At 48.1% G+C, this 25,413-nt stretch carries 31 protein-coding genes; 13 read left to right on the forward strand and 18 right to left on the reverse strand.

Annotated features, from left to right (window positions below; genetic code table 11):
- Positions 1-113 precede the first annotated feature (113 nt).
- The gene (locus tag WJT86_RS09175; RefSeq protein WP_346337266.1) at positions 114-734 is read right to left on the reverse strand and encodes a glutathione S-transferase family protein; all 621 of its coding nucleotides are present in this window, start codon (positions 732-734) and stop codon (positions 114-116) included.
- Positions 735-1,022: 288 nt separating this feature from the next.
- Between WJT86_RS09175 and WJT86_RS09180 the strand changes: the two genes are divergently transcribed.
- Positions 1,023-1,418, forward strand: coding sequence for a c-type cytochrome (locus WJT86_RS09180; RefSeq protein WP_346337267.1), 396 nt, complete (start codon positions 1,023-1,025; stop codon positions 1,416-1,418).
- A gap of 24 nt (positions 1,419-1,442) precedes the next feature.
- Here WJT86_RS09180 and nfi read toward each other — a convergent pair whose 3' ends face one another.
- The 5 genes from nfi to WJT86_RS09205 all read right to left on the reverse strand — a co-directional run bounded on the left by nfi (position 1,443) and on the right by WJT86_RS09205 (position 5,659).
- Positions 1,443-2,108, reverse strand: coding sequence for a deoxyribonuclease V (gene nfi / locus WJT86_RS09185; protein ID WP_346337268.1), 666 nt, complete (start codon positions 2,106-2,108; stop codon positions 1,443-1,445).
- 12 nt (positions 2,109-2,120) lie between these two features.
- Positions 2,121-3,218 carry a redox-regulated ATPase YchF gene (ychF, locus tag WJT86_RS09190; protein ID WP_346337269.1) on the reverse strand — a complete coding sequence of 366 codons (1,098 nt, stop codon included), beginning with the start codon at positions 3,216-3,218 and terminating at the stop codon, positions 2,121-2,123.
- Between the two features lie 3 nt (positions 3,219-3,221).
- Positions 3,222-3,851 (reverse strand): aminoacyl-tRNA hydrolase, encoded by a 630-nt coding sequence (pth, locus tag WJT86_RS09195; protein ID WP_346337270.1) that lies wholly within the window; start codon positions 3,849-3,851, stop codon positions 3,222-3,224.
- Between the two features lie 106 nt (positions 3,852-3,957).
- Positions 3,958-4,578, reverse strand: a complete 621-nt coding sequence (locus WJT86_RS09200) for a 50S ribosomal protein L25/general stress protein Ctc (RefSeq protein WP_346337271.1) — start codon at positions 4,576-4,578, stop codon at positions 3,958-3,960.
- A gap of 148 nt (positions 4,579-4,726) precedes the next feature.
- Positions 4,727-5,659, reverse strand: a complete 933-nt coding sequence (locus WJT86_RS09205) for a ribose-phosphate pyrophosphokinase (RefSeq protein WP_346337272.1) — start codon at positions 5,657-5,659, stop codon at positions 4,727-4,729.
- A 280-nt stretch (positions 5,660-5,939) separates the two neighbouring features.
- Here WJT86_RS09205 and uvrC point away from each other — a divergent pair, with 280 nt between their 5' ends.
- On the forward strand, positions 5,940-7,988 hold the full coding sequence (uvrC, locus tag WJT86_RS09210; protein WP_346337273.1) for an excinuclease ABC subunit UvrC: 2,049 nt from the start codon (positions 5,940-5,942) through the stop codon (positions 7,986-7,988).
- On the opposite strand, the gene WJT86_RS09215 is transcribed toward uvrC, so the two are convergent.
- Genes WJT86_RS09215 through modA form a run of 3 tightly spaced genes read right to left on the reverse strand, consistent with a single transcriptional unit; the run spans position 7,960 to position 10,224 of the window.
- Positions 7,960-8,637 (reverse strand): molybdenum ABC transporter ATP-binding protein, encoded by a 678-nt coding sequence (locus WJT86_RS09215; protein WP_346337274.1) that lies wholly within the window; start codon positions 8,635-8,637, stop codon positions 7,960-7,962. The genes uvrC and WJT86_RS09215 overlap by 29 nt on opposite strands.
- Positions 8,634-9,335, reverse strand: a complete 702-nt coding sequence (gene modB, locus WJT86_RS09220) for a molybdate ABC transporter permease subunit (protein ID WP_346337275.1) — start codon at positions 9,333-9,335, stop codon at positions 8,634-8,636. The genes WJT86_RS09215 and modB overlap by 4 nt, the downstream gene beginning before the upstream one ends.
- Positions 9,336-9,345: 10 nt before the next feature.
- Positions 9,346-10,224: a molybdate ABC transporter substrate-binding protein gene (gene modA / locus WJT86_RS09225; RefSeq protein ID WP_346337276.1), complete on the reverse strand. Its 879-nt coding sequence runs from the start codon at positions 10,222-10,224 to the stop codon at positions 9,346-9,348.
- Positions 10,225-10,432: 208 nt separating this feature from the next.
- Here modA and pgsA point away from each other — a divergent pair, with 208 nt between their 5' ends.
- From pgsA to WJT86_RS09260, 7 genes are all read left to right on the forward strand, one after another.
- The gene (pgsA, locus tag WJT86_RS09230; protein WP_346337277.1) at positions 10,433-11,020 is read left to right on the forward strand and encodes a CDP-diacylglycerol--glycerol-3-phosphate 3-phosphatidyltransferase; all 588 of its coding nucleotides are present in this window, start codon (positions 10,433-10,435) and stop codon (positions 11,018-11,020) included.
- Entirely contained in the window at positions 11,020-11,271 is a 252-nt protein-coding gene (gene moaD / locus WJT86_RS09235) for a molybdopterin converting factor subunit 1 (protein ID WP_346337278.1), read from the forward strand. The genes pgsA and moaD overlap by 1 nt, the downstream gene beginning before the upstream one ends.
- A gap of 3 nt (positions 11,272-11,274) precedes the next feature.
- Entirely contained in the window at positions 11,275-11,763 is a 489-nt protein-coding gene (locus WJT86_RS09240; RefSeq protein WP_346337279.1) for a molybdenum cofactor biosynthesis protein MoaE, read from the forward strand.
- Positions 11,764-11,819: 56 nt separating this feature from the next.
- Entirely contained in the window at positions 11,820-12,656 is an 837-nt protein-coding gene (locus WJT86_RS09245) for an extensin-like domain-containing protein (RefSeq protein ID WP_346337280.1), read from the forward strand.
- 231 nt (positions 12,657-12,887) lie between these two features.
- A complete protein-coding gene (locus WJT86_RS09250) occupies positions 12,888-13,325 on the forward strand; it encodes a hypothetical protein (protein ID WP_346337281.1) in 438 nt (145 codons plus the stop codon).
- Positions 13,322-14,005 carry a ribonuclease T2 gene (locus WJT86_RS09255; protein ID WP_346337282.1) on the forward strand — a complete coding sequence of 228 codons (684 nt, stop codon included), beginning with the start codon at positions 13,322-13,324 and terminating at the stop codon, positions 14,003-14,005. Before WJT86_RS09250 ends, WJT86_RS09255 begins: the two co-directional genes overlap by 4 nt.
- Positions 14,006-14,038: 33 nt before the next feature.
- Positions 14,039-14,887 (forward strand): 23S rRNA (adenine(2030)-N(6))-methyltransferase RlmJ, encoded by an 849-nt coding sequence (locus WJT86_RS09260; protein ID WP_346337283.1) that lies wholly within the window; start codon positions 14,039-14,041, stop codon positions 14,885-14,887.
- Here the strand turns inward: WJT86_RS09260 and WJT86_RS09265 are convergent.
- From WJT86_RS09265 to WJT86_RS09280, 4 genes are all read right to left on the reverse strand, one after another.
- Positions 14,881-15,249, reverse strand: a complete 369-nt coding sequence (locus WJT86_RS09265; RefSeq protein ID WP_346337284.1) for a tRNA-binding protein — start codon at positions 15,247-15,249, stop codon at positions 14,881-14,883. The two genes, WJT86_RS09260 and WJT86_RS09265, sit on opposite strands and share 7 nt — an antisense overlap.
- Before the next feature lie 4 nt (positions 15,250-15,253).
- Positions 15,254-16,081 (reverse strand): pyrroline-5-carboxylate reductase, encoded by an 828-nt coding sequence (proC, locus tag WJT86_RS09270; protein ID WP_346337285.1) that lies wholly within the window; start codon positions 16,079-16,081, stop codon positions 15,254-15,256.
- Between the two features lie 153 nt (positions 16,082-16,234).
- Positions 16,235-16,735, reverse strand: coding sequence for a type III secretion system chaperone family protein (locus WJT86_RS09275; RefSeq protein WP_407066937.1), 501 nt, complete (start codon positions 16,733-16,735; stop codon positions 16,235-16,237).
- Between the two features lie 360 nt (positions 16,736-17,095).
- Positions 17,096-17,374, reverse strand: a complete 279-nt coding sequence (locus tag WJT86_RS09280) for an accessory factor UbiK family protein (RefSeq protein ID WP_346337287.1) — start codon at positions 17,372-17,374, stop codon at positions 17,096-17,098.
- Positions 17,375-17,543: 169 nt separating this feature from the next.
- On the opposite strand from WJT86_RS09280, the gene lgt reads away from it, so the two are divergent.
- The 4 genes from lgt (at position 17,544) to WJT86_RS09300 (ending at position 21,424) form a co-directional block, all read left to right on the forward strand.
- On the forward strand, positions 17,544-18,419 hold the full coding sequence (gene lgt, locus WJT86_RS09285) for a prolipoprotein diacylglyceryl transferase (protein WP_346337288.1): 876 nt from the start codon (positions 17,544-17,546) through the stop codon (positions 18,417-18,419).
- The gene (locus tag WJT86_RS09290) at positions 18,416-19,510 is read left to right on the forward strand and encodes a class I SAM-dependent methyltransferase (RefSeq protein ID WP_346337289.1); all 1,095 of its coding nucleotides are present in this window, start codon (positions 18,416-18,418) and stop codon (positions 19,508-19,510) included. The genes lgt and WJT86_RS09290 overlap by 4 nt, the downstream gene beginning before the upstream one ends.
- 12 nt (positions 19,511-19,522) lie before the next feature.
- Complete coding sequence (gene pgeF, locus WJT86_RS09295; RefSeq protein WP_346337290.1) at positions 19,523-20,305, forward strand: peptidoglycan editing factor PgeF; 783 nt, start codon at positions 19,523-19,525, stop codon at positions 20,303-20,305.
- A 357-nt stretch (positions 20,306-20,662) separates the two neighbouring features.
- Positions 20,663-21,424: an outer membrane protein gene (locus tag WJT86_RS09300; RefSeq protein WP_346337291.1), complete on the forward strand. Its 762-nt coding sequence runs from the start codon at positions 20,663-20,665 to the stop codon at positions 21,422-21,424.
- A gap of 51 nt (positions 21,425-21,475) precedes the next feature.
- Here WJT86_RS09300 and WJT86_RS09305 read toward each other — a convergent pair whose 3' ends face one another.
- From WJT86_RS09305 to WJT86_RS09325, 5 genes are all read right to left on the reverse strand, one after another.
- Positions 21,476-22,087: a glutathione S-transferase N-terminal domain-containing protein gene (locus tag WJT86_RS09305; protein WP_346337292.1), complete on the reverse strand. Its 612-nt coding sequence runs from the start codon at positions 22,085-22,087 to the stop codon at positions 21,476-21,478.
- 78 nt (positions 22,088-22,165) lie between these two features.
- On the reverse strand, positions 22,166-23,536 hold the full coding sequence (locus WJT86_RS09310; RefSeq protein WP_407066938.1) for an ATP-binding protein: 1,371 nt from the start codon (positions 23,534-23,536) through the stop codon (positions 22,166-22,168).
- A gap of 9 nt (positions 23,537-23,545) precedes the next feature.
- Positions 23,546-24,256, reverse strand: coding sequence for a response regulator (locus WJT86_RS09315; protein WP_346337293.1), 711 nt, complete (start codon positions 24,254-24,256; stop codon positions 23,546-23,548).
- Entirely contained in the window at positions 24,253-24,738 is a 486-nt protein-coding gene (locus WJT86_RS09320) for a MarR family winged helix-turn-helix transcriptional regulator (protein WP_346337564.1), read from the reverse strand. Before WJT86_RS09320 ends, WJT86_RS09315 begins: the two co-directional genes overlap by 4 nt.
- Positions 24,739-24,915: 177 nt before the next feature.
- A complete protein-coding gene (locus tag WJT86_RS09325; protein WP_407066939.1) occupies positions 24,916-25,341 on the reverse strand; it encodes a hypothetical protein in 426 nt (141 codons plus the stop codon).
- Between the last annotated feature and the right edge of the window lie 72 nt (positions 25,342-25,413).

Below are 25,413 nucleotides of genomic sequence, written 5' to 3' on the forward strand. Positions count from 1 at the left end.
AAGCGTGGCAAAACAGGGGCAGGTCCGAAAAAATTTCATTTAGACTGGAATAAATTAATTTTTAGGTCGGTGTTCCTTGACACCTTAGCATTCAGCGCGTGCCAAACCAATGATTATGTAATTGGAATTCTGACAATCTGATTAAAGGCAGGACGCTGTTTCATGCGCTCATACCATGCTGTCAGATAGGGCAGAGCCGGGCGCTCGATTGGCAGCTCTAACCAAACATAAGCGAATGGTCCAAATGCAATATCAGCAAGAGAGAAGGTTTCGCCTGCCAGATACGGTGTTTGGGATAATGCCTTGTCTGCTAACGTGAAAAGCTCTTTGCAGCGTTCCTTACCAGCTTCAAGAGCTGCATGATCGCGCTCATCTTCAGTTCTGCGAATAAGATTAAAGATGAGATCACGGAAGGGAATAGCGAAAGAACCAGCAGTCCAGTCCATCCATTGCTCAACCTTGGCACGCTTGCGATTATCTGCCGGGTAAAGAGATGCGTTGCCGTACTGAGAAGCGAGATAGCGTAGAATTGAGTTCGATTCCCAAAGAACAAAGTCGCCATCCTGAATGGTTGGGACGAGGCCATTTGGGTTTAAAGCCCGGTACTCAGGATCATTTAATTTGCCAAATGATCCGCCTGCATCAACTTGCTGATAGGGGATGTTCAGTTCTTCAGCGCACCAGAGTACCTTTTTAACATTGCTTGAATTCTTACGGCCCCAGATTTTTAGCATATGACTAAATCCTTCTTAGAGCTTGCAAAAATATCTCTATGACAAGCTGGTTTACTGAGATACCACTTTGAATGTGGCCCTGAATGGCTTTGAAAGCTAATGCTCTTGTCTCTTATTCTCTACCTTAAATAGGTATCTTTAGCGATTATTCAACGATTTTCATATGAATGGAATAACAACTGAAAATATAGAGATTTGCTCGCTGTCTGGTGTAGAAATTTGATTTATGTCATCAATAAAAATTCGCCTTTTGGCTAGAGTTTGTTCAATACATGGAGGAGTGCATAAATGCGTTTACCGGTTCTTGTTTCAGCTATCGCCTTACCGCTACTCGGTTTAAGCGCTCATGCTCAGGAAGCTGGTGATCCAGCTGCGGGCGAAAAGGTCTTTATCCAGTGCCGTGCCTGCCATCAAATTGGACCAACAGCAAAGAATATGACAGGCCCTGTCATGAATGGTCTGTTTGGTCGCCATTCAGGCTCAATCCCGGGATTTAACTATTCTGAAGCCAATAAAAATTCAGGTATTGTCTGGGATGAAGAAGTTTTCCGCGAGTATATCAAGGATCCACGGAAGAAAATTCCAAAGACCAAAATGATTTTCGTTGGTGTTAAAGACGAAAAGAAAATCAGTGATCTGATTGCCTATATGAAGCAGTTCGATAAGGACGGCAATAAGAAGTAAAATAGTAAATCCTCGCCCGTTTAGTTAGCGGGCGAGGGATGCTGCCTTATGGGCAAGTCTGGTTGGCTCAGGCAACCGATAGCGGCCAGTACAGAGCATGGTTGCGGCAATGGCGCTATCCAGATCACAAAGATGACCAGCTGAAATAAACATCGGATTGCAATGATCTCTTGTGGTGAGAGCAGCTCCGATTGTTTCTCCCTTATCAACAAGCTCAGCAGATTCTCCCTTTTGAGGGGAAGGCGTATCATACTTGCCGCACAGGCGGGTTTTCCCGCAGCCAATCGTTGGCTTATCAAGCCATAATCCCATGTGACTGGCAATGCCGATACGACGGGGATGCGCGTACCCGAAGCCATCAAACAGGAATAAATCCGGGATATTCTGCAGCTTCTCGAATGCTTCAACCAGTACAGGGCCTTCCCTAAAACTCAGAAGGCCGGGAATATAAGGGTAAGCCGTTTGCTGTTTTGCAAGAACGGTTTCAATGATATGGAAGTCAGGCAAGTGGATGATGACAACAGCAGCCTGAGACCATCCGTCTTTTACGCTGACATCAACGCCAGCGACCAGTTTGACTTTTGAGAGATCGAGAGGCCGGTCAATGATGACCTGACCGGCCAGTTTTTTTTGCAGGGCAATAGCCTCTTTCGGGGGAAGGTCCCATGAATGGAGGCTATGCAGTTTCATTGAGTTTACCGCTTAGTTATTGAAGCGGAAGTGCAGGACATCGCCATCCTGAACAACGTATTCTTTTCCTTCGAGACGAAGCTTGCCGGCATCTCGTGCACCGGCTTCACCTTTCAGAGAAATATAATCATTGTAACCGATTGTCTCAGCACGAATGAAGCCCTTTTCAAAATCCGTATGGATCACACCGGCAGCCTGTGGGGCTTTGGTACCTTTTGTAATTGTCCATGCACGAGCTTCTTTCGGGCCCACCGTGAAATAGGTGATCAGACCGAGGAGATCATAACCTGCACGGATTACGCGGTTCAGGCCTGGCTCTTCCAGTTCAATAGCTTCCAGATACTCTTTCTGCTCATCTTCAGGTAGAACAGCGATCTCACTTTCAATCTTTGCTGAAACAATAACAGCAACAGCGCCTTCTTTTTTGGCGTGATCGATGACCTTTTGAGAGAAGGCATTGCCTTTATCTGCTGAGGCTTCCTCAACGTTGCAGACATAGAGAACAGGCTTTGATGTCAGCAGCCCCAATGTCTGAAACAGCTTTTCCTCTTCAGGCTTACGCTCGATAAGACGAGCTGGTTTGCCATCGCGCAGAAGTGCAAGTGACCGATTAACAAGATCAAGAGTTTCCTTGGCTTCCTTATCGTTGCCACGAATGCGCTTTTCTAATGCGACAACGCGCTTTTCAAGGCTTTCGAGATCAGCAAGCATTAATTCTGTTTCAATGATTTCAATATCAGTGATCGGATCAATCTTGCCTTCAACGTGTGTAATATCGCTGTCTTCAAAACAGCGTACGACATGGGCAACAGCATCAACTTCGCGAATGTTTGCAAGGAACTGGTTGCCAAGGCCTTCGCCTTTTGAAGCACCACGGACCAGACCTGCAATATCAACGAAGGTCAGGCGGGTAGGTATGATCTGAGCTGAGTTCGATATGGTTACGAGCTCATCAAGGCGATTATCCGGGACAGCAACATCACCGACGTTTGGTTCAATTGTACAGAACGGATAGTTTGCTGCCTGTGCCGCTGCTGTCTGGGTCAGGGCGTTAAACAGGGTTGATTTGCCAACGTTCGGCAGACCAACAATGCCGCATTTGAAACCCATGACTCACTCCTTCTTATTTGCTTTGCCCGCATTTTCTGCTGGGCGCTTAACATCTGTCCAACCCCGTGCTTCCATTGTCAGGTGGACTTTATTTAAAAATGACGAGTCCTGATCCTGTACCAGAAGCCTTATATTCTGTGCGCAGGTACTGAGCAGGTCTTCAACCCAAGGCTCTTCAGCTTTGAAGAAATCGCCAAGAACATAAGGCTGGACAAGAGACTTATCGCCGGGATGTCCGATCCCGAGACGGACACGTCTGTATTCGTTACCACAATGGGCTGTGATTGACCTTAAGCCGTTATGGCCTGCATTTCCACCACCCGTTTTAACCCTGATTTTTGCTGGAGCAAGATCAAGGTCATCATAAAAAACAGTGACATCATTCAGGCTAAGTTTGAAAAAGCGCATGGCTTCAGCAACAGAACGACCGGATTCATTCATATAGGTCTCTGGTTTGAGCAGTAGGACCTTATGACCTTCAACCGTTGCTTCGCTGATCTGCCCCTGAAAACGCTTGCGCCAAGGGGACGCGCGTAATCCGCGTGCAATCTCGTCTATGGCCATGAAACCGATATTATGACGGTTTTTGGCATATCGAGAACCGGGATTTCCAAGGCCAACAATCAGGTGCATCGTAAGCTAAATCAAACCAGTAATTTCAATCGGGTAATAAGACAACGCTCCGGCCTTGCGGTCGGAGCGTATGAACTTACAGTAACTGCCGGTTGGCAGAAACCAATTATTCTTTTGCAGCTTCTGCTTCGCCTTCAGTGGCAGCTGCTGGCTCTTCTTCTGCACCGACTGGCGGTACGATGCTGAGCAATGTTGCATCTTCAGGAAGGGAAGCCTTGGCACCTTTTGGAAGCTTGACGTCCTTAAGGTGAATAACGCCACCGATTTCAAGAGAAGCAATAGAGACTTCTACTGAATCCGGGATAGCATTTGATGGAACAGTCAGTTCGATTGTGTGTGCAACGAGCTGGAGTGTCCCACCCTGCTTGAGGCCAGGAGCTGTTTCCTGATCAACGACGTGGAGCGGAACTTCAACGCTGATTTCCTGACCAGCTGCAAGGCGCAGGAAGTCAATGTGAATCGGGAAGTCGCGGACGACATCAAGCTGGTAATCGCGTGGAATAACCTGTTCTTTCTTACCGTCGACTTCAATGTCAAAAACGGTGGTCAGGAAGTGACCGGAAAAAATCAGCTTCTTTGCAAGCTTGAAATCGATAGAGATTGCTGTTGGTGCCTTGTTACCACCGTAGATAACTGCTGGTACCAAACCCTGGCGACGTGCTTCACGAGCGGCCCCCTTGCCGACTCGTTCACGTGCCACGGCCTGCAACTGCTTATTTGCGCTCATGGTCGTGGTCCTTTGAAATAGAATAAAAACCAAGGCCGCCAGCAGGCGGCCTCAAAAGGTTTGCATCCCTGCCTCCAAGGGTGTCGGAGGATGCGAGGACTTCTATAACGAAACAGCATGCATTTTGCAAACTGTTTCGTTGATAAAATCAGTCGAACAAGCTGGAAACAGATGATTCACTGGCTGTGCGACGGATTGCTTCACCGATCAGCGGAGCAATGGAAATTGTCCGAATGTTGGGGGCAACCTTGACGGCTTCTGTCGGCATGATCGAGTCCGTGACGACCAGTTCTTTCAGTTTGGAAGAGGCAATACGGCTGACTGCGCCACCGGAAAGAACGGCATGGGTGCAATAGGCGTAAACTTCACTGGCGCCTTTAGCAAGCAGGGCTTCTGCTGCATTGCAGAGTGTGCCGCCAGAGTCGATGATATCATCGATCAGAATGCATGAACGACCGGAAACATCACCAATGATGTTCATGACTTCAGATTCACCAGGGCGTTCGCGGCGTTTGTCGACAATGGCCAGTGGGGCGTCAATGCGTTTTGCCAGCGCGCGGGCACGAACGACGCCGCCAACGTCTGGAGAGACGACTGCGGTATTTGAGATATCAAGACGTTCCTTAATATCGCGAACCATGACAGGGGCCGCAAAGAGATTGTCCGTTGGAATATCGAAGAAGCCCTGAATCTGGCCTGCATGAAGATCAAGGGTCAGAACACGGTCAGCACCGGCATTGGTCATCAGATTGGCAACCAGCTTTGCCGAGATTGGTGTGCGCGGCCCGGGCTTGCGGTCCTGACGGGCATAGCCGAAGTATGGCACAACGGCTGTGATGCGGCGGGCTGAGGAACGACGCAGAGCATCGGTGATGATCAGCAGTTCCATCAGGTGATCGTTGGTCGGGAAGGATGTTGACTGGATGACGAACACGTCCTCACCACGAACATTTTCTCCGATTTCAACAAAGATTTCCATGTCAGCAAAGCGCTTTACCATGCAACGGGCAAGGGGCACTTCAAGGTAGGCCGAGATGGCCTCTGCCAGTGGACGATTGGAGTTTCCGGCTACGAGTTTCATGTTTGATAACTTGTATTAAAGAATGGAAATGGAAGCGTCCAAGGCGTTGCTGGGCGCAGGCTTCATAAGAAGGCTATTAGCAGCGGAATCGTCTGCTCACAATAGGCCAGTTAGCCAATATGAAACTCTTTCCCCATGCGAAGGTCTTTCTTTTCATATTTCGGATGCTTAAGTGTGGGAAAGAGGACATAGCTGTTTGTATGTTCAGGGCATGCCAACCTATAGTCCGGTATCGAATTAACGACTTTAAATTACAGATGAAAACTAAGACAGCGAGTTTATGAACCATAACAGAGGACAAGACAGGCCGCCGGATACACCATTTGTGGATGAAGCCGAAGCGGAGGATACACTTATCCAGAATGACGAAGGGGAGAGCGGAGATAACTTCGATCTTTCGTCAGAGGATAACCTGCGTTCTGTCCGTCGTGGTAAGGATGTTATCCGGAATTTCTGGGAAACGCTTCCCAACTCCCCCGGTGTTTATCGTATGTTCGATGAAGCGGGGAATGTTCTCTATGTCGGTAAAGCCAAAAACCTAAAAAAGCGCGTTGCAACTTATGCACGTGGTGTCGGTCATTCCAACCGTATCGTCCGGATGATTGCTGAAACAACGGCAATGCAGTTTGTAACGACGGCAACGGAAACAGAAGCACTTCTTCTTGAAGCCAATCTGATTAAACAGCTGAAGCCGCGATACAATGTACTGTTACGGGATGATAAGTCCCTTCCGTATATTATGCTGACGGCAGATCACGAGGCTCCCCAGCTGGTCAAACACCGTGGATCCCGTAAACGGGCAGGGCATTATTATGGCCCCTTTGCCAATGCAGGGGCTGTTAATCGAACCGTTGCAGCCCTTCAGCGGGCATTTCTGCTGCGGACATGTGCTGACAGCTATTATGAGAACAGATCTCGTCCGTGTCTGCTTTATCAAATCAAACGCTGTGCCGGGCCATGCACCCGCGAAATCTCGCTGAGTGATTATCAGGAGCTGGTTAATGAGGCGCGGGGGTTCCTGTCCGGGAAGTCCAATGCCATCAAGGAGCGTATTGCTGGAATGATGCAAAACGCTTCTGAGCAGCTTGAGTTTGAACGTGCCGCTTATTTCCGGGATCGTCTTGCTGCCCTGTCTGCTATTCAGGGTACACAGGGTATTAATACGCATACTCTGGAAGAGGCCGATGTCTTTGCTCTGGATGAGCAGGCTGGCCAGTTCTGTGTTGAAGTTTTCTTTTTCCGTAACTGGCAGAACTGGGGCAATCGCTCCTATTTTCCAAAGGCTGGGGTTTCAACGAGTGTCGCTGAGATTTTAGCTTCCTTTGTTGCGCAGTTCTATGATGATAAGCCTGCCCCGCGTCAGGTGCTTCTTTCGCATGATGTTGAGGAGCTGGACGTTCTTTCCGCAGCTCTTTCTGAACGGGCAGGCGCAAAGGTTGAGGTGCTTGTTCCAAAACGTGGTGAGCGTAAACAGGTCGTGGAGTACGCCCGCAGAAATGCTCATGAGGCTTTAGGACGTCGGTTGTCTGAGCGTGCTTCTCAGCAGAAACTACTGACAGCTTTGGGCGAGGCTTTTGGGCTGACCAAACCTATTGAACGCGTAGAAGTCTATGACAACTCGCATATCATGGGGACTAATGCAGTTGGGGCGATGATCGTGGCTGGCCGCAATGGTTTTATGAAACCTCATTACCGGACCTTTAACATCAAATCCGAAGAACTCACCCCCGGTGATGACTATGGAATGATGCGGGAAGTGTTGCAGCGTAGATTTGCGCGTCTGATGAAGGAGTTTCCGCCCAGCAGGTTAACAGGGACACCGGAAGCTGAAGCCTCTTCAGAGGTACATGACATTGCAGATAAAGCTTTTCCGGCTTGGCCTGACCTTATTCTCATAGATGGTGGTAAGGGACAGCTTGATGCTGCCGTACAGGCATTGGAGAGCGTTGGGGTTATTCCAGAAGATGTCGCTGTCGTTGGCATTGCCAAGGGGCGTGATCGCGATGCGGGGCGTGAAACCTTCTTTATGGAAGGAAAGGCCCCATTCAAGCTGCCTCCACGAGATCCGACACTTTATTTTGTTCAGCGTTTACGTGATGAGGCCCACCGGTTTGCCATTGGTACGCACCGGGCCAAGAGAACACGGGCTATTCGCCAGAATCCGTTGGATGAGATTTCCGGAATTGGACCTGTGCGTAAACGTGCACTCCTGCATCACTTTGGAACGGTTAAGGCAATTCAACAGGCGTCTTTGGAAGATTTACAACGTGTGCCGGGCATTAATGCTGCAACAGCAGAAATCATTTTTGACCATTTCCACGAGACATGAAGCGAACCCCATTTCGATCTGAACTGTATTCCAGCTGAATATGATCGGTCATGAGATGGGCGACTTCAGCAATGTTGTGGGTTGTGTAGAGAACCGGAATCCCTGTTTCTTTATAAATCGCTTCTATGAAGGGAATGATCTCCTGGCGGCGTTTTTGATCAATGGCAGACAAAGGCTCATCCATGAGCAGGAGTTGTGGAGCTGATAGTAAAGCTCTGCCAATAGCGACCCTCTGCTTTTCTCCACCTGAGAGTGTATCTGGTTTGCGTTTCAACAGATGAGAGATATCGAGAAGCTCTGTAACTTCTTGTAACGTTCTCTCTTTGGAAGAGGGGCGTCGGAACCATCTGCCATATGTCAGATTACGGGCAACTGACAGGTGGGGAAAGAGGCGGTTTTCCTGAAATACGTAGCCAATATTTCGCTTGTGGCTTAGCTGGTTAATGCGTCTTTCACTATCAAAAACAATATGGTCGCTGATCGCGATTTTCCCGTATTCAGGTGTGATCAGTCCGCTGATGATATTGAGGGTCGTCGTCTTGCCGCTGCCCGACATTCCAGTGAGTACGGTAAAGCCACTGCTGACTTCAAAAGAAGCATCAAGAGTGAACTCGCCAATTTTATGTCTGAAACTGACTTTCAGGCTCATACCAGACTTCCCCGATGCTTCATCCACCAGGCTAATAGTTCTGACAAAAGAAGGGCCAGCATGGATATGATAACAGAAATCAGCGTAAGGCGCAGGGCGTTGAAATCACCACCGGGCACTTGCGTATAACTGTAGATGGCAGATGGCAGGGTTTGGGTTTCACCGGGAATATTAGACACGAATGTGATGGTTGCCCCAAATTCACCCATTGCTTTGGCAAAGGATAATACCATACCAGCCAGTATGCCTGGCATAATCAGGGGCAGCGTTATTGTGATGAAAACCCAGATTGGGTTAGCGCCTAGTGTCTTGGCAGCCTGCTCTATCTTTTTATCTGTTGCGTCGATGGATAGCCTTATTGCCCGAACCATGAGTGGGAAGCCCATAATTGCAGAGGCAAGAGCAGCTCCCGTCCAGCGAAACGAAAAGACGATGCCAAGATAGGTTTCAAAGAAATGTCCCAGGGCTCCCTGTTTTCCGAACAGCAGAAGCAGTGCGAAACCTGTGACGACAGGAGGGAGGACAAGAGGTAGATGAACGAGACAACTCAGAAGCATTCTTCCCCAGAATCTCCCTCTGCTCAGAAGCAGTGCAATAGCAATGGCAAGCGGCAAGCTTGTCAGCATAGCGACAGTTGCAACTTTCAGGCTGAGCCTGACCGCCAACCATTCATCTGGAGTGAGATTAAACCATTCCATGCAAGAAAACCTATGGGACCTTTGCCGGTAAAACCTTGAAGCCTTCTGCCTCAAAGCGTGAACGGACATCCTCAGATTTCAGAAATTCAATATATTTCTGGGCTGCGCTATGCTGGCTGGAGGCAATGATTCCAGCTTGATAAATAATGGCAGGATGACTGTCTTCCGGGAATGTACTGACAATTGAAACATTCTTCTCAGCAGTTGCGTCTGTTTGATAGACGACTCCAAGGACGGCCTCCCCGCGTGCAACAAGAAGCAGAGCAGCCCTGACATTATCAGCCGGTGCCACACGTGGCGCAACATCTTTCCATAAACCCAATTTCTCAAAGGCTGCTTTACCATATTTTCCTGCAGGAACACTGTCCGGGGAAGCCATCGCTATTCGTTTGCCATCTAGCAGCCTGGATATATCAAAGCCGGGTTTGGGCGTAACGGCTGGCATGTTGGATGCTTTGTGTGAAGTCAGAAGTAGTCTGAAAATATCGAGGCTGGATTTGAGCTCAGTGGGTTGCAGATTGGCAGCCTGGGGGGCAATCAGGACAAGTCTGTTACCGAGCAGCTGGGTTACACTTTGTGGCTTGATCTTGTTACTTTTCAGCAGGTAATCCATCCAGTCAATATCTGCCGAAATAAAGACATCAGCCGGGGCACCGCTCTCAATCTGTCTGGCAAGCGTTGAGGATGCGGCATAGGATACCGTTACGTCTGAGCCTTCGCGCTGTTTCCATAAACTATTGGCACTATCCAATGCATTTTTCATGCTGGCTGCGGCAAAAACAACAATCTTTTCTTCTTTGGGGGAGATATCCAGACTGAAGGCGGGCTGGAAATATGCCGCCAGCGCAATGCCAAGAGCCAGAGATAAAACACGATATTTCTGCCGCATAATCTGCTTTCCCCGAATGGATAGATATCTGCTTTATATGAGTTGGCTATAATGAATTCCAGAAAATCATTCTTATATATTGGATGGTGAAAAGAATTTTCTGATTTATTTCTATGGAATAGGTCATTTTGTGCTGCATGTTCCTTGAACAGATCGCAAGGACAGGGTAGCACAATAAAGTCTCCGATAAGGTATTTGAGCCATCAGTATGCGTCAGTCTTCAACCTTTAATCTGCCTAATATTCTGACTTATGGTCGGTTGGTTGCCGTTCCATTGGTTTTTGGTCTGTTATTTTGGTATGGGCAGGGGGAGCAACGCTGGTGGGCCTTTGGTGTTTTTGCTCTGGCCGGAATCACTGATTACTTTGATGGCTATTTTGCCCGGGCTTATTCCCAGCAATCAGCTCTGGGCCGGATGCTCGACCCAATTGCAGATAAACTTCTGATTGCTGCGTGTCTTTTAATACTCGTTGCTGACGGGACAATTGCTGGTCTGGCAATTTGGGCGGCTGTTATTATTCTTTGCCGTGAAATTCTTGTCTCCGGGCTTCGTGAGTTTCTGGCTGAGCTGAAGGTCAGCGTTCCAGTCAGTAAAGTTGCGAAGTGGAAGACAACAGCTCAGATTCTTGCTGTTGGTTTTCTGATAGCAGGTGATGCCGGGGAGACAATCTTACCGGGCACAAAACTTATAGGAACTGTTCTTCTCTGGGTATCTGCACTTCTTACCCTGTTTACAGGATGGGATTATTTTAAAGCCGGTATCGTTCATGTCATTGATCAAGAGGGTAAGAACTGATGAAGCTGGTATACTTCGCATGGGTGCGTGAGCGGCTCGGAAAGCCCGAAGAAGATATTTGCATCCCGGGTGAAGTCAAAACAGTTTCTCAACTCCTTGAATGGCTTAAAGGGCAGGGTGAAGAATATGCCTATGCTTTTGAGAATATAGATGTCATTGAGGCTGCTATAAATCAGGAACATGTCACTCATGATGCAAGCCTTGAAGATGCGCATGAGATCGCCTTCTTCCCTCCGATGACAGGTGGTTGAGGTATGACTCAAATGGTTTGCCGCGTGAGCGTCCAGAAAGAACCATTTAATACTGCCGATGAGACCGGTATTTTGATGTCTGACCAGCCGGATATTGGTGCTATCATTACATTTACGGGAAAGTGCCGGAGTGAAGGAGGGCGCTTATCTGCCCTTGAAATAGAGCATTATCCGGGAATGGCTGAAAAAGCGATCCGTAGCATTGTCGCCAAAGTTACTGAACGCTGGGAGCTGATCGGGGTTACGATCATTCACCGCTTTGGTTTGATTGCTGCGGGTGATGATATTGTGTTGGTCATCACGGCAGCAAAACATCGAAAAGAAGCGTTCGAAGCAGCAAGCTTCCTGATGGATTACCTTAAGACACAAGCCCCATTCTGGAAACGGGAGCATCTCTCAGACGGACAGGTTGGCGAGTGGGTTTCTGCAAAAACAAGTGATCAGGGCGCATTGCAGCAGTGGGAAAATATTCAGCCCTTCGCTTCCTGTTGACGCAACATTAACCCTTTGCGCTCAAAATAAGAGCAGGTTTAATGGTGTGTTGTGTCATGCGTACTCGTATTTTTGCGTTTGGTGTTCTTACTCTTGTTGGCGTGAGTCTTGCAGGTTGTGGGCTCTTCCGTTTTGAGCGGAGAGAGGCATGGCGAGATCAGGTTGAGCAGATGTGTCTGCAACAGCATCAGGTTCAGCAGACAGCCTATATGTCCCTGACAGGCAAATCGATTGATGGCCCGGGTGCATGCGGTATGCAAAGCCCGTTTCGGGTTTCTGCTTTGGCAGAGGGTTCTGTTGGCCTGAAACAAAAGCTCACTTTGGCATGCCCAATTATCCCGACTATTGATGGCTGGCTGGATGATGTCGTAAAGCCAGCTGCGCTTCTCTATTTTGGTGTTCCGGTTGTTGATCTCAATGCCGGCAGCTATTCCTGCCGTGGCCGTAACAATCGCAGTGGTGCAAAGCTCTCTGAACATTCATTTGGTAATGCACTTGATGTGATGTCCTTCATTCTGGCAGATGGTCGGGTCATTACCGTAAAAGGTGGCTGGAATGGTAACCCGGTAGAGCGGGACTTCTTGCGTGAAGTCTTTACGGGTGCCTGTGAGCGTTTCAATACGGTTCTTGGCCCGGGCTCTGACCGTTATCATTCTGATCACCTGCATCTTGATCTGGCCCGACATGATCCGCGAGGTGTGCGTCGTTTCTGTAAGCCAATTCTGAAGTTTGAGAAGAAGCTCGATCCGATGCTTGTTGAATCTCTTAAAGCGCAGAGCAATCAGTTTGCCCGCCAGCAGCAGACACCCGCTCAACCGGGAACGGCTTACTCTTCCATGAATGGACCTGCACCTGAAAATAATGCTGATCTGCCATATGAGGGTGATCTTTAAATACTGAATGGTATCAGATGTCTGGAAAGCCGCCTTCGGGCGGCTTTTTATATGTCGGAAATTGCTATTTAAGCACAAAACATTACTAAGAAAGCTTGATTTTAGTAGCTATCGCTTTCATGTTCAGACTCAATGCTGAGAGAGCGGGGCTTTCAAGCCTGCTCGTTATTGGCTAGATGAGATAAGGTTACATGGCAATTTGGCCTGAGATGTAATTGAATGGAGAACTCCATGCGCGTAATGGCGGCAGTACTGACAACCCTTCTGATTTCCAGCAGCCCGGTTATGGCGCGTGATATGCGCCCTGCTGAAGAGCGGGATCATTCATTCTCTGCAGATTTGGCAAGTTGTGAAGATGGGGCTGTTCTTGGCCACATTGCTAATTATTTTGCCACTAAAGAATCGCATTTCTGGGGCTCTTCAGTTCGTATTCAGCACTTTGAGAATGTTCGCAAAGTTGCAGATCGTCCTTGGGGGCTGGATACAATTCCGCGTCGTTTCTGCACTGCGACAGCGCTTCTGTCCGATGGTCAGTATCATGAAGTTGATTACTCCATCCGCAGTGGTCTGGGCTTCGTCGGCCTTGGTACTTCAAGCGTAGACTGGTGTGTCCGCGGTTATGACCGTTCACATACATATTCCCCTTCCTGTAAGCTGGCCCAGCCGTGATCACGAAATTATCAGCACTTCTTCTGAGGCTCACTCTTGCTGTCTGCGCAGCTGGAAGTGCGCAGGCTCAGATCCAGTCACAGGAAAGACGTTTCTGGAGTGATGGTGCGGGTAGTTTTGACTATTATGTTCTGGCACTTTCCTGGTCTCCTTCTTTCTGTGCCGAGAAGGGGAACCAGCAGGGTTCAGCACAATGCAGTACTAGCAGGCGCCTTGGGTTTACCGTCCATGGCTTATGGCCGCAGTTTACCAATGGCTATCCAAGCAACTGCAATCAGGGTAGCCGTTTTATTGCAAGTGATATTGTCAGCAGCAATCGCGATCTTTTCCCAGATGAGGGGCTGCTGCGCTATCAATGGCGCAAGCATGGGGCCTGTTCAGGGTCTAGTCCGGTTCGTTATTTCAATGATACCCGTCGTGCTTTCAATAAGGTTCGTATTCCAGATACGTTACGCAACATCACGAGACCTGTCTCTATGCAGCAGGCTGATATTGAGCGTGCCTTTGCGCGCAGTAACCCCGGCCTTCGCCCTGAAATGATGCGGGTTATGTGTCGTCGTGGTCAGCTTCAGGAAGTCCGGATTTGCTTTGACAAAGACGTTCGTGGATTTATGAGTTGTGGCAGACTACAGCGAAGTGATTGTGGCTTTACTGGTGTCCAGATTAATCCAGCCCGCTAAGTTAGAGGGTTCACCCCGTGTAAGGCGGTTTTTATGAATTACAGACACGCATTCCATGCCGGAAATTTCGCGGATGTTATGAAGCATGCGCTGCTGACACGTTTACTTTCGTATCTGGCAAAAAAGGATAAGCCTTTTCGGGTCATTGATACGCATTCAGGTGTTGGTCTTTATGCGCTTGATGGTGATGAAGCATCACGGACCGGTGAATGGCTGGAAGGTGTCGCGAAACTGGAGCAGCCTTTTCCACCTGCCGTTGAAGAGCTTCTGGTTGATTACCGTCGTATCCTTGCAGATGTTAAAGCCCGCTATGGTGAAACAATATATCCGGGGTCTCCTGCAATTACACGCGAGATGCTTCGCCGTCAGGATCGCGCAATTCTGGTTGAACTGCACCCGGTTGATGCAGAAGAGCTTAAAGCCAGATATAATAGTGTCTCCAACATCAAGGTTATGCATCTTGATGGCTGGACAGCTTTACAATCCCTCATTCCACCTAAGGAAAACAGAGGGCTGGTGCTGATTGATCCGCCATTCGAAAAGACTGATGAGTTCCAGCGGATTACAAGGGAAGTTGTTAAAGCCGTCCATAAATGGAGTAATGGCGTGTATGCCATTTGGTATCCGATCAAGGACCAACGCCAGATAACCCGCTGGGCTGATGATCTGGGTCAGCAGCTTGTGCGCCCGGCTCTGCGACTGGAGCTGATGATCGATTCCGGCGTGGACATTACACGGCTGAATGGTTGTGGTCTGATTGTTATCAACCCACCATGGACACTGAAGGCTGAGGCTGAAGTGCTTTTGCCGGCTCTGGTCGAAAGGCTGGGGCTGAATAAAAAGGCTTCCTGTGTGATTGAAGAGCTTGGGCCTGCTCAGTAGAGGCGGCCACCTATTGGTACATCCTGCTCTGGCTCAATTAACACAACTTCACCCTCACTATCAGGTACACCAAGTGTCAGAACCTCTGACATGAATTTTCCGATTTGGCGTGGAGGGAAGTTGGTGACCGCAAGAACCAGCTTTCCCGGCAGCTCTTCCAGTGAGTAGTGTTTGGTAATCTGTGCAGATGACTTCTTTGTGCCGATCTCATTGCCAAAATCGATAGTCAAACGATAAGCAGGCTTACGCGCCTCAGGGAAGGGCTCTGCCGTTAGAATTTTCCCAACCCTGATATCAATGGCTAGAAATTGATCAAAGCTGGTAAGAGGTGCCAGGGCCGAATGATCGTTCTGCATGTCCATATCCTCAGCCTGCCAACTCACCAGCACGCTTTTTTGCGGAGGCTGTTGCTTTATTCATGAGAGGCTGAAGGCCATCAGGAGCCATCAGATTATTCAGGGCTGCAGCTGTTGTCCCGCCTGGAGATGTTACATTCTCTCGTAATTTAGATGGCGCAAGACTACTCTCAGACATTAAGGCGGCTGAGCCTGTGACGGTTGCGCGGGCAAGGCGCTCAGACAGTTCTCTGGGGAGGCCCAGCTGAATGCCAGCTTCTGCCAGACATTCTGTCAGATAAAAGATATAGGCAGGGCCGGAACCAGAAATTGCGGTTACAGCATCTATCTGTTCTTCGCGGGATAACCATTCTGTTGTACCACTTGTTTTCAGCAGGGCATCAACCTGTGATTTTTGCCGTCCTGATGTTCGTTCATTGGCATAGGCGCCCGTTGCACCATGACCAATGCTGGCGGGTAAATTCGGCATGGTTCTGACAATTGCCGTTGCATTTGTCAGATAGCTTTGCAGGTTCGAAATTGTTTTTCCGGCCAGAATTGAAATAATAACGGTTGATTTTCCAATGAAGTTATTGATGGCAGCAGCGCTGCTTTCCAGCATCTGAGGTTTGATTGCCAGTACAAGGGCTTCAGGCTCAAAAGGCGCAGATGCGGGATTAAGCGTAATGCCGTGCTGAACGCAATAGACTGCCATCTCTTCAGAAGGATAAGGGTCTGATACAATAACCCTGTCACCGGGAAAGCCGGCCTTAATCCAGCCTTCGAGGAGGGAACCACCCATTTTACCTGCGCCAACAAGCATAAGACTGGATGGAAAATCAGAAGCCACTGGAGCCATCGTGCAAACCTTTAAGTAATCGAAGTTGCAGGACTTTACTCTGGAATGGCTGGCTGGGCGATAGGTAAGAAGATTTATACTTAGCAGTTTAAACAGAGTATATTCTTTCAATACTCTGTTTGGCTTTTCAGAAGCAGATATTCACACTGGAGATCAGGCCATGCCTTCAGTTGAAAACAGGACGCCATCCAGTGCTTCACGTGCGGTTTGACCAGCCCAGACAACGAACTGGAAAGCTTGAAAATGGCGTTCGCAGGTCTCAATAGCGACATTCACCATTGTTTCACACTGTGACTGCGTTGGTTTTGCGCCGCCGGCAAGGACAAGAGCCTGCCGATGGATGACGGCATTCTCATTGTTCCAGAGATCAAAATGTCCAACCCAGAGCTGTTCATTGATGCGGGCGATCAGATTGAGCACTTCTGCACGGCGAAGTTGTGGAACTTTCAAATGGAATGCACAGGCGATATGCAGAGCTTCGACATCTTCAATCCATGTCAAGGCAATATCGTAATCTGCCCAGCGACCGGACACCGATATCGACATTTCATCCGTTTCAGCGCGGCTGAACGTCCAATCCTGAAATGCTGCTAGTCTTTCAATAATATCTAGCGGGTGCTCAGATCGTGCGTATTCTTGAAACATAAAATCCATACTTACCTGCAATACTCTTCACCTGCCCCCAGAGAAGAGTTCTAAAATGGTAAGATACTCATGAGGATTTTAGTGCTCTCATATACATGAATATCAACCTATCAAAGTCGAGATTTACATTGTAAATCATCATTCATAGTATTTACTCCATGAATGAACGCCCAGAACTTGATAGATTCGTAGTTTTTTCTCAATTCAATCAGGCGGCCTATCCACAAAACAAAAATAGAAAATATCATTTTTCTAATATTTTATAGTGATTTCGGATTTAGACGATCGTCTAAATAGTTTATCAAAACAGCTTTTCTTTATCCTTAAGTATAATATCAAGATATAAATCTTATAAGATCTTGATAAGATTTACTTTGTCGCTTTTGTCTTTGGTGCGGGTTTACTCTGCTTTGCTTCGAGTTTTTCAACGCGTTTTAAAAGAGCAGCGTTTTCCTGTTTCAAATTTGAGATCATTTCACGTAGGACGGAGACCTCTTCATTGGAAGCGAAATCCATATTACGCATCATTTTCTCAGCCTGATTTTTCACGATCGTTTCGGCTTCACGTTTCAGGCCTTGAGCAGCGCCAATGGCATCTGTTGTCAGCTTTGCAAATTCATCAAAAATGCGATTTTTATTCGGGTCCATGATGCCTGTCTCCCTAAAGGCTATTCCTGTCTATTATGAGTATGTGAGATTTCCCGACGATAAGTGCAATGGTATAAATGTGATTTAGTGCAAGTTTTCCCAAACAATGCCTTTTTTAATACGAAACGTGTATACCTCTGCACGTTGGATGATTCTTCTAGAGGACTACATGGAAACTTTCTGGACCGCGCCTGTCTTCGACCCTATTGCTCTGTCTCTAGGGCCTTTGGCGGTTCGTTGGTATGCTCTGGCGTATATCGTTGGCCTGCTCGGCGGTTGGTATTATGCACGAAAGCTCGCGTCTCATAGAGGTCTGTGGCAGCCGCAGAATCCGCCAACGTTGCCTCAGCTTGATGATCTGCTTGTTTATGTTGCGATCGGCGTTGTTTTAGGCGGACGTCTTGGGCAGGTTCTGATTTACGAACGGGATTATTATTTCAGCCAGCCTGTCGAGATATTGAAGATATGGAAAGGCGGTATGGCATTCCATGGCGGTCTTCTTGGTTCTCTGGTAGCGGTCAGCCTGTTTTCTTACTTTCGAAAACTGAATGTTTTTGCCATCTTTGATTTATGTTGCACTGTTGTGCCCATCGGTCTTTTCTTTGGCCGGATAGCCAATTTCATTAATGGTGAACTTTGGGGGCGGGTTGCTGATGGCGTGCCAAATTACCCGAATTTCCCTTATGCAATGATCTTCCCGCGTGCCGAAGATGGCCTGCCGCGCTACCCAAGCCAGTTATATGAAGCTTTCGCAGAGGGGCTGGTTCTTTTTGTCATCATGGCCATTGTAGTGCGTTGCTTTGGATTTCGCCGTCCTGGTATCCTGAGCGGCTTGTTCCTTATTGGTTATGGTCTAGCTCGCAGTATCTGCGAAATTTTCCGTGAACCTGAGGGCAGTTTCATCATTGGTGGTGACTGGTCGGTTATGGGTGGTGGTATCACTCAGGGAATGTTCCTTTCTTTGCCCATGATAATATGCGGAGTTATTGTTCTTATTCTGGCTCTGAATGGGTGGATGAAAACCAAGGTTAGCACAACCGTATGAAATCGTTTTCTGACCAGATACGTGATTTGATTATTCTGAATGGCCCAATAAGTGTTGAGCGCTATATGGGGCTATGCCTTGAACATTATTATGCCAGTCGTGATCCCTTAGGAGCCGCAGGTGATTTCACAACAGCTCCTGAAATTAGTCAGATATTTGGTGAGTTAATAGGTTTATGGTTCGCTGAAATCTGGAGTTTAATGGGAGCTCCCCAAAGAGTTCTCTGGGTTGAACTAGGTCCGGGGCGGGGAACTTTGACTGCTGATGCCTTGCGTGCCAGCCAGCTTGTTCCTGCTTTTCATGAGGCGCTAGAGGTCCATCTTGTTGAAACCAGTCCTGTTCTTCGGGAAAAGCAGCAACAGACGCTTGGTACATCTCAGAAAAAGGTTGTCTGGCATGAAACATTGGAAAGCCTGCCAGATGATGCGCCAATACTGATCGTTGCAAATGAGTTTTTTGATGCGTTGCCTGTACAGCAATATGTGACAGATGGCGGGCAATGGCGACAAAGATGTATTGGTCTTGCAGAAGATAATCACAGCTTCAGATTTGGCCTGTTTAAGTCTGAGCAGATTAATATGCCGCTGAAGCCGGAAGAAGGACAGTTACTGGAATATCCTGCTGCCAGCATTTCTTATATGACTGATCTTTCTCTCCGCTTGAAGAAACAGAGTGGAACAGCTCTGCTGATTGATTATGGATATGCCGCTCCCGCTTATGGTGATAGCCTGCAGGCGCTTTACAGGCACCAGTTCGTTGATGTTCTGGAGAGGGCAGGAGAGGCTGATCTGACAACACATGTCTGTTTTCAGTATCTTGCCAGTGTTGCCCGTCACGCCGGATTATCTGTTCACGGGCTCGCACGTCAGGGCGAATTTTTACGTCAGCTGGGTATTGAGGTCAGAGCATCTATGCTCGCTAAAGCTGCGCCGGATGAGGCCGATAATATATATCGGGCTGTTGAGCGTTTGATTGAAACAGATTCTCAAAATATGGGAGAATTATTTAAGATTCTCGCTGTATCATCTTTGACAAATGAGGAACTGCCCGGGATTGCCATCAACCAAAATGGCATTCTGACTATTGTTTGAAGTGAGCATTAGATGCTGATTGAAGCCCCTGAACTTTCTGGTTTGAAATCTGTCCGTCATGCGTTTTTTACGCGTGAGGGTGGCGTTTCTTCTGGCATTTATACGTCTTTGAATGGTGGACTTGGGTCTTCGGATACGCCAGATAATGTACAGGAAAACCGGCGCAGGATGGCGGAATGTCTTGGCGTTACAGAGCCTAATCTGGTGAGCCTCTACCAGATACACTCAGATAAAGTTGTTGTTGCTGAAACTCCATGGGGAGCTCCACGCCCGCAGGCAGATGCCATGGTAACAAAAGTGCCCGGTATTGCATTGGGGATTTCGACTGCTGATTGCGGCCCGGTTTTATTCGTCGATCCTCATCATGGCGTTATTGGTGCCGCCCATGCAGGCTGGAAGGGTGCAATCGGCGGTATTCTTGAGGCAACGATTGCTGAGATGGAAAAGCTTGGAGCCGAGCGCCGTACGATTACGGCAGTTCTTGGTCCCTGTATCAGTCAGAAAAATTATGAGGTTGGATCTGAATTCAGAGACCGCTTCATAGAAAAGACTGCGGAAAACTCCCGATATTTCAACAGAAGTAGCAAAGATGGCTATTTCCTATTTGATCTTAAAGGGTATATTGCAGGTCGTATGGTGGTGGCCGAGATTGGTAATTTCCATGATCTTGGGTTATGTACTTACGCAGACGAACAGCGATTCTTCAGTTTTCGTCGTGCAACGCACCGTCAGGAGCCTGACTATGGCAGGCAAATATCGGCGATCTGCCTGACAGATGCTTCTGTATCTAAATAAAAACATAAGCATTTATGGCATAATTTCCTAAATTGTATTTTCTTCGGAACTCTTTCTAAATTCATGCGTTGAAAACGGGGAACTAATTCCTCTTTACTGCGAGTAAATTGCAGTAATTTCCTTTTAGAAAAAAGATATTATCTGCCTTTTACTAAGAGGAAATGTTAACGGATTGTTTCTGGGAAGAGTATTGAGCATAGATACTACATGCTTTTGCCATTTTTCAGACACATTCTCGTTTTGAAGCGTGCTTAGAAGGTAACAGCCAGTTGTCTTTTAACGCGCTATATTACGGATAACCTGAGGCCTGACAGAATAGTCGAGGCCGATATGGCTGATTATAAACGGGAGTTAATTATGAAGAAGATCTTGCTTGCAGGTGCTGCTCTGGCCGTTCTGGCTGTTGGTACTGCTTCTGCTGCTGACTTGCCTAGCCGTCGTACGGCTCCTCCAGCTTACATTCCACCAGTCTTCACATGGACAGGTTTCTATGTCGGTCTTAACGCTGGTTATGCCTTCAATGGTGACAACAAGCTGAAGAACCTGAACTTCAATGGCTACTATCCTGATAGCTTCGGCGCTACAGATAAAAGCGATGACGGTTCGTTCACAGGCGGTGGTCAGATCGGTTACAACTACCAGATGGGTAGCTTCGTTATCGGTCTTGAAGCTGACTTCAACTACATTGATCTGAAGCGCGAATCCACTTCCTATAACTACACAGCAGCTGGTCTGGCTTATGACGAGCTTCGTGGTCAGAACAAGGTTGAATGGTTCGGTACAGTTCGCCCACGCGTTGGTTTCACACCAGTTGATCGTCTGCTCGTCTTCGTAACAGGTGGTCTTGCTTACGGTTCCGTAAAGACAAGTGCTGCTTATAGCGATTTCGCAACAGGCTATACTCTTTCTGGTTCCAAGTCTGACACACGCGTTGGCTGGACAGTTGGTGCAGGTCTCGAATATGCAATCACCGACAACTTCACGGTTAAAGGTGAATATGCTTACGTCGATCTTGGCGACAAGAGACGCATCTGGACTGATATCAATGCTAACCAGCTCTCAACAAAGGAAAGCACTGATTTCCACGTTGTCCGCGCTGGTGTAAACTACAAGTTCTAATTCTTTAGAGCTTAGAGTGATAACCCCGGTAGGGAAACCTGCCGGGGTTATTTATATTTTGAGACTGGCGGCTGTTTTTGAAAAAGCCGGTACACGTTCGCTAAAGCTATTTAACCAGCTCTCAAGTCTGGGGCATGATTTACGCCAATCACCATTGAAGCGTAAGTCCAGATATCCAAGAGCACAGGCCTGAGCAATATGGCCGATATGAACCTTCTCTGTCGGGATGGCCAGATGAGCCTCTGCGTAGTTCAAGGCATTTGCCACTTTGACTTTCTGGCGCTCGATCCAACCCTCATCGTAGTTTTCACTTGCGCGCATACGCTTTTCGTAAACCTGAAGCAGTGCGGCATCCATAAGCCCATCTGCAAGGGCCTGCTGGCGCAAGGCAATGAAGCGGGCTTGTCCTTCAGGGAAGATGATGTTCCCGCCCGCCCGAAAATCCAGATATTCTACGATGACCCGAGAGTCATAAAGAGTTGTCTGGTCTTGCAGAATAAGTGTTGGGATTTTGGCAAGCGGGTTTTGCGCGACAAGTTCAGATGTCAGTGAGCTGGTATCCGCATCCTTGACCTCAATCTGTTGTTCCAGACCAAGTATTGCAGCTGATACACGTACTTTACGCACAAAGGGAGAGGTAGGTGAGCCGAGAAGTGTGAGCATGAATGATGACCAATGATTAGAGTAACATTTTTTATAATGAAGGGCTGTTGAGACTTGTTAAATTACGCTTTAGTGGCATCAGGCTGGTAATCTGACAGTTGCACGTAATCCGCCGATCGGACTATCGCCGAGGATAATATCGCCACCATGAGAGCGTGCGATATCACGGGCGATTGCAAGACCAAGCCCAGAGCCGCCTTCATCCTGATTGCGCGCTTCGTCAAGCCTGACAAACGGTTTGAAAACTTCTTCCCGCATATCTGCCGGCAGGCCTGGGCCATCGTCATCAATATGGACAATCAGCCAGCGTGTTTCATGATTAGCTGAGATCATAACCTTCTGGCCATGACGTCCCGCATTGGAAACAAGATTGTGCAGCATACGGCGGAAAGCATCTTTGCGAACTGTGATCGTTGGGTCACCAATAATTTCTAGTGTTGTGGTGTGTCCGTGACGCTCTGAATCTGCTCTGATTTCTTCTAGAAGACCTTTTAAGTCAGCCGTAGATGCCTGCTCACCGGAATCGCCCCGTGCAAATGCCAGATATCCTTCCAGCATACGGTTCATTTCTTCGACATCACGCTGGAGATCTTCAACCTCTAGGCCTGGGGGGAACAGTTCGAGGGAGAGACGGAAACGTGTCAGGATGGTTCGCAAATCATGACTGACGCCATTAAGCATGGCGGTTCTCTGCTCAATATTGCGCTCAATACGTCGACGCATTTCAAGAAATGCATGCCCGGCCTGACGCACTTCCCGCGCTCCGCGGGGTCGGAAGTCAATATCCTGCCCCTTACCAAAACTTTCAGCTGCTTCAGCGAGACGTAATATTGGCCTGATCTGGTTACGAAGGAAGATAATAGCGACGCCGATCAGGACAAGCGATGAACCAGCCATCCAGACAAGAAAGATATGTGAATTTGATGCATAGGCCTGGGATCGTCTGGCCAGCACACGCATAGAGGTTTTGTCGTCGAGCTGAACTCTAATTTCGATCAGGTTGGAGCGGCCGACTGTATCAATCCAGAAGGGATAAAGTATCTGCTTACTCAGCTCATCAGATAAAGCCTCATCCAGTATAGAGAAGAAAGGTCTGGGGCTGGCTGGCGGTAACTGGGTCTCCTGCAGAATATCGACATCAAGTTGCAGGCGCTGGGAGGCAATCCGGCTTAAAGTATCTAGATCTGCATCTTGCGGGTAGCTTTGGTAAATATCGATCAACGCGGCAATATCGGCCGTCACTGCCGCAGACAGGCGCTGTGTGACTGTCTGCCAATGCCTCTCCATGAAAACATAGGCAATAACCGATTGCAGCAGCACCATTGGTGCAATGATGATGATGAGCGAGCGAGCATACAGCCCCTTCGGCATTTTATTGCCGATCCAGCGCATAACCTTCCGGATAAGGTTCCGGGGCTTCTTCGATGGAGGGGTAGGGGCAGGAGTCATTGAGGCGTTTTACCTGTCAATCACAAGCCGGTAGCCAATGCCACGGACTGTTTGCAAAAAGGCAGGGTTTGCCGGATCCTGTTCAATTTTACGACGCAGGCGATTAATCTGAACATCAACTGTCCGTTCATTTGCCCCTTCGCTACCACTTAGTTCTTCACGAGAGACCTGGCCGCTGGTTTGAGACCCAAGAACCGTTAGAATTTCGCGTTCTCTTTCCGTGATGCGGATAAGTTCATCATCTTTGCGAAGCTCACCACGAGCAAAGTTAAAACTGAAAGGCCCGAATTTGATTGTTTCTGGCCGCTCTTCCTCAACCACAACAGGTGTCCGCTTCAGGATATTGCCGAGGCGCAAAAGCAATTCACGCGGGACGAAAGGCTTTGGAAGATAATCATCAGCACCGATTTCAAGACCTGTAACGCGGTCATCAGCATCCGCTTTTGCGGTGAGCATCAGGATAGGAATATCGGAATTTTCTCGCAAGCTGCGAGCAAGATCGAACCCGTTTTCACCGGGCATCATGACATCGAGAACCAGAGCATCAAAAATGATATTCTCAATTTTTGCGCGTGCTTCTGCAGCCTGCGTTGCGGTGGTAACGCGATAGCCGTTCTCCTGAAGAAAGCGCGCCAGCAGTTCCCGCAGACGTCTGTCGTCATCGACAACAAGGATGTGGGGAGCGTGATCAGCAGTTTCGACTTGTGGTCTTTGCATCATGACTTGGCCTCTGGAGGACCATAAACCAGTTTGGTGACATGATCCTGATCATATGGGTCTATCATAGCAAGCAAAAACTTGCAGACAATATCACTTGTTCCGTCGGGGAGGGTGCTGAATGCCCGCTTGATCCTCTCGCCCTGAAGATCAGACAGTTTCTGTGAAAGGGCTATACCTGTTGCTGTTGCATAAAGCAGGCGTTGGCGACGGTCTGATGTACCTGTCTTGCTCTCAATAAAACCTTTCTGGATCAGCTCTTTCAGAACACGATTCAGACTCTGCTTGGTAATGCGCAGTATATCGAGCAGTTCGGCGATGGTCAGTCCGGGATGTAGATGGACGAAATGCAGAACCCGGTGATGTGCCCGCCCGAAACCAAAATCTGACAGATTACGGTCTGGGTCACTGACGAAATCACGATATGCGAAGAATAGAAGTTCTATGAGTTCACTTCTATGCAATGGATCATAAACCTTTTCCATCCGGCTTTTCTGCTCAGGATGGTCAAGAGATGTTTCAATCGGCATTCCCTGTTTAAGAGAGGAAGTCGCCACTATCTGATCCTTTAGCATTTAATATCAGAGATATAGCTATCCCAGACACGGATGTAGGCGTCAATTGTCTGTCGATCAGAAACTGTTAGCAGATGCTGACAGTGATCAATGTCCACCTCCGGAGGTGCGGATATCCTGAGGGCTGTTGAGAATTTCGAGTAAGCCATTTGCAATATAACGGGCTTCCTCGTCCCTCAACCTGATCAGCATTGGTGCATAGACACCTGCCTGGAATGTGAGGATGGCATGACCTTCTGAATCCAGCCCGATGTCGATTGTGGGCGATGTAATATCAATCATATCCGATGTATCGATAACTTCGCCTTCAACGTTTTCTTCAATCTGTTCAAGGCCGGAGAGCTCTTCTGTTTCATCATCGTCCTGATCATCAAGAACGTTGAGCAGTTGTCCTAAAGCGCGGACAAGAGAGCGTGCAGCCTCAGCATCCAGAACAACCGCAGTGGATTGATTATCTTTCTGGAATGATAACTGAATGTTGTTGCCATCAAGACTGACAGACATTCCTGCCAAATTGAAACCCTCTCAATATTCAAGAACAGTTTGATCAATGTTCCTGTAAAGAATATTTTGGTAATTGTCCAA

The organism is Hohaiivirga grylli (assembly GCF_039655745.1).
Taxonomy (GTDB): Bacteria; Pseudomonadota; Alphaproteobacteria; order Rhizobiales; family Beijerinckiaceae; genus Hohaiivirga; species Hohaiivirga grylli.

Bases quoted from the DNA above. Each gene is read 5' to 3' on its own strand.
- moaD (WP_346337278.1), top strand. From the start codon at position 11,020: ATGAAGCTGGTATACTTCGCATGGGTGCGTGAGCGGCTCGGAAAGCCC.
- WJT86_RS09320 (WP_346337564.1), bottom strand. From the start codon at position 24,738: ATGGAAAAGGTTTATGATCCATTGCATAGAAGTGAACTCATAGAACTT.
- WJT86_RS09315 (WP_346337293.1), bottom strand. From the start codon at position 24,256: ATGATGCAAAGACCACAAGTCGAAACTGCTGATCACGCTCCCCACATC.
- uvrC (WP_346337273.1), top strand. From the start codon at position 5,940: ATGAACCATAACAGAGGACAAGACAGGCCGCCGGATACACCATTTGTG.
- WJT86_RS09175 (WP_346337266.1), bottom strand. From the start codon at position 734: ATGCTAAAAATCTGGGGCCGTAAGAATTCAAGCAATGTTAAAAAGGTA.
- pgsA (WP_346337277.1), top strand. From the start codon at position 10,433: ATGCGTCAGTCTTCAACCTTTAATCTGCCTAATATTCTGACTTATGGT.
- WJT86_RS09180 (WP_346337267.1), top strand. From the start codon at position 1,023: ATGCGTTTACCGGTTCTTGTTTCAGCTATCGCCTTACCGCTACTCGGT.
- pgeF (WP_346337290.1), top strand. From the start codon at position 19,523: ATGCTGATTGAAGCCCCTGAACTTTCTGGTTTGAAATCTGTCCGTCAT.
- pth (WP_346337270.1), bottom strand. From the start codon at position 3,851: ATGCACCTGATTGTTGGCCTTGGAAATCCCGGTTCTCGATATGCCAAA.
- WJT86_RS09275 (WP_407066937.1), bottom strand. From the start codon at position 16,735: ATGGATTTTATGTTTCAAGAATACGCACGATCTGAGCACCCGCTAGAT.
- WJT86_RS09200 (WP_346337271.1), bottom strand. From the start codon at position 4,578: ATGAGCGCAAATAAGCAGTTGCAGGCCGTGGCACGTGAACGAGTCGGC.
- WJT86_RS09265 (WP_346337284.1), bottom strand. From the start codon at position 15,249: ATGGACATGCAGAACGATCATTCGGCCCTGGCACCTCTTACCAGCTTT.
- proC (WP_346337285.1), bottom strand. From the start codon at position 16,081: ATGGCTCCAGTGGCTTCTGATTTTCCATCCAGTCTTATGCTTGTTGGC.
- WJT86_RS09250 (WP_346337281.1), top strand. From the start codon at position 12,888: ATGCGCGTAATGGCGGCAGTACTGACAACCCTTCTGATTTCCAGCAGC.
- modB (WP_346337275.1), bottom strand. From the start codon at position 9,335: ATGGAATGGTTTAATCTCACTCCAGATGAATGGTTGGCGGTCAGGCTC.
- nfi (WP_346337268.1), bottom strand. From the start codon at position 2,108: ATGAAACTGCATAGCCTCCATTCATGGGACCTTCCCCCGAAAGAGGCT.
- ychF (WP_346337269.1), bottom strand. From the start codon at position 3,218: ATGGGTTTCAAATGCGGCATTGTTGGTCTGCCGAACGTTGGCAAATCA.
- modA (WP_346337276.1), bottom strand. From the start codon at position 10,224: ATGCGGCAGAAATATCGTGTTTTATCTCTGGCTCTTGGCATTGCGCTG.
- WJT86_RS09305 (WP_346337292.1), bottom strand. From the start codon at position 22,087: ATGCTCACACTTCTCGGCTCACCTACCTCTCCCTTTGTGCGTAAAGTA.
- WJT86_RS09300 (WP_346337291.1), top strand. From the start codon at position 20,663: ATGAAGAAGATCTTGCTTGCAGGTGCTGCTCTGGCCGTTCTGGCTGTT.
- WJT86_RS09280 (WP_346337287.1), bottom strand. From the start codon at position 17,374: ATGGACCCGAATAAAAATCGCATTTTTGATGAATTTGCAAAGCTGACA.
- WJT86_RS09245 (WP_346337280.1), top strand. From the start codon at position 11,820: ATGCGTACTCGTATTTTTGCGTTTGGTGTTCTTACTCTTGTTGGCGTG.
- WJT86_RS09205 (WP_346337272.1), bottom strand. From the start codon at position 5,659: ATGAAACTCGTAGCCGGAAACTCCAATCGTCCACTGGCAGAGGCCATC.
- WJT86_RS09240 (WP_346337279.1), top strand. From the start codon at position 11,275: ATGACTCAAATGGTTTGCCGCGTGAGCGTCCAGAAAGAACCATTTAAT.
- WJT86_RS09260 (WP_346337283.1), top strand. From the start codon at position 14,039: ATGAATTACAGACACGCATTCCATGCCGGAAATTTCGCGGATGTTATG.
- WJT86_RS09215 (WP_346337274.1), bottom strand. From the start codon at position 8,637: ATGAGCCTGAAAGTCAGTTTCAGACATAAAATTGGCGAGTTCACTCTT.
- WJT86_RS09310 (WP_407066938.1), bottom strand. From the start codon at position 23,536: ATGACTCCTGCCCCTACCCCTCCATCGAAGAAGCCCCGGAACCTTATC.
- lgt (WP_346337288.1), top strand. From the start codon at position 17,544: ATGGAAACTTTCTGGACCGCGCCTGTCTTCGACCCTATTGCTCTGTCT.
- WJT86_RS09290 (WP_346337289.1), top strand. From the start codon at position 18,416: ATGAAATCGTTTTCTGACCAGATACGTGATTTGATTATTCTGAATGGC.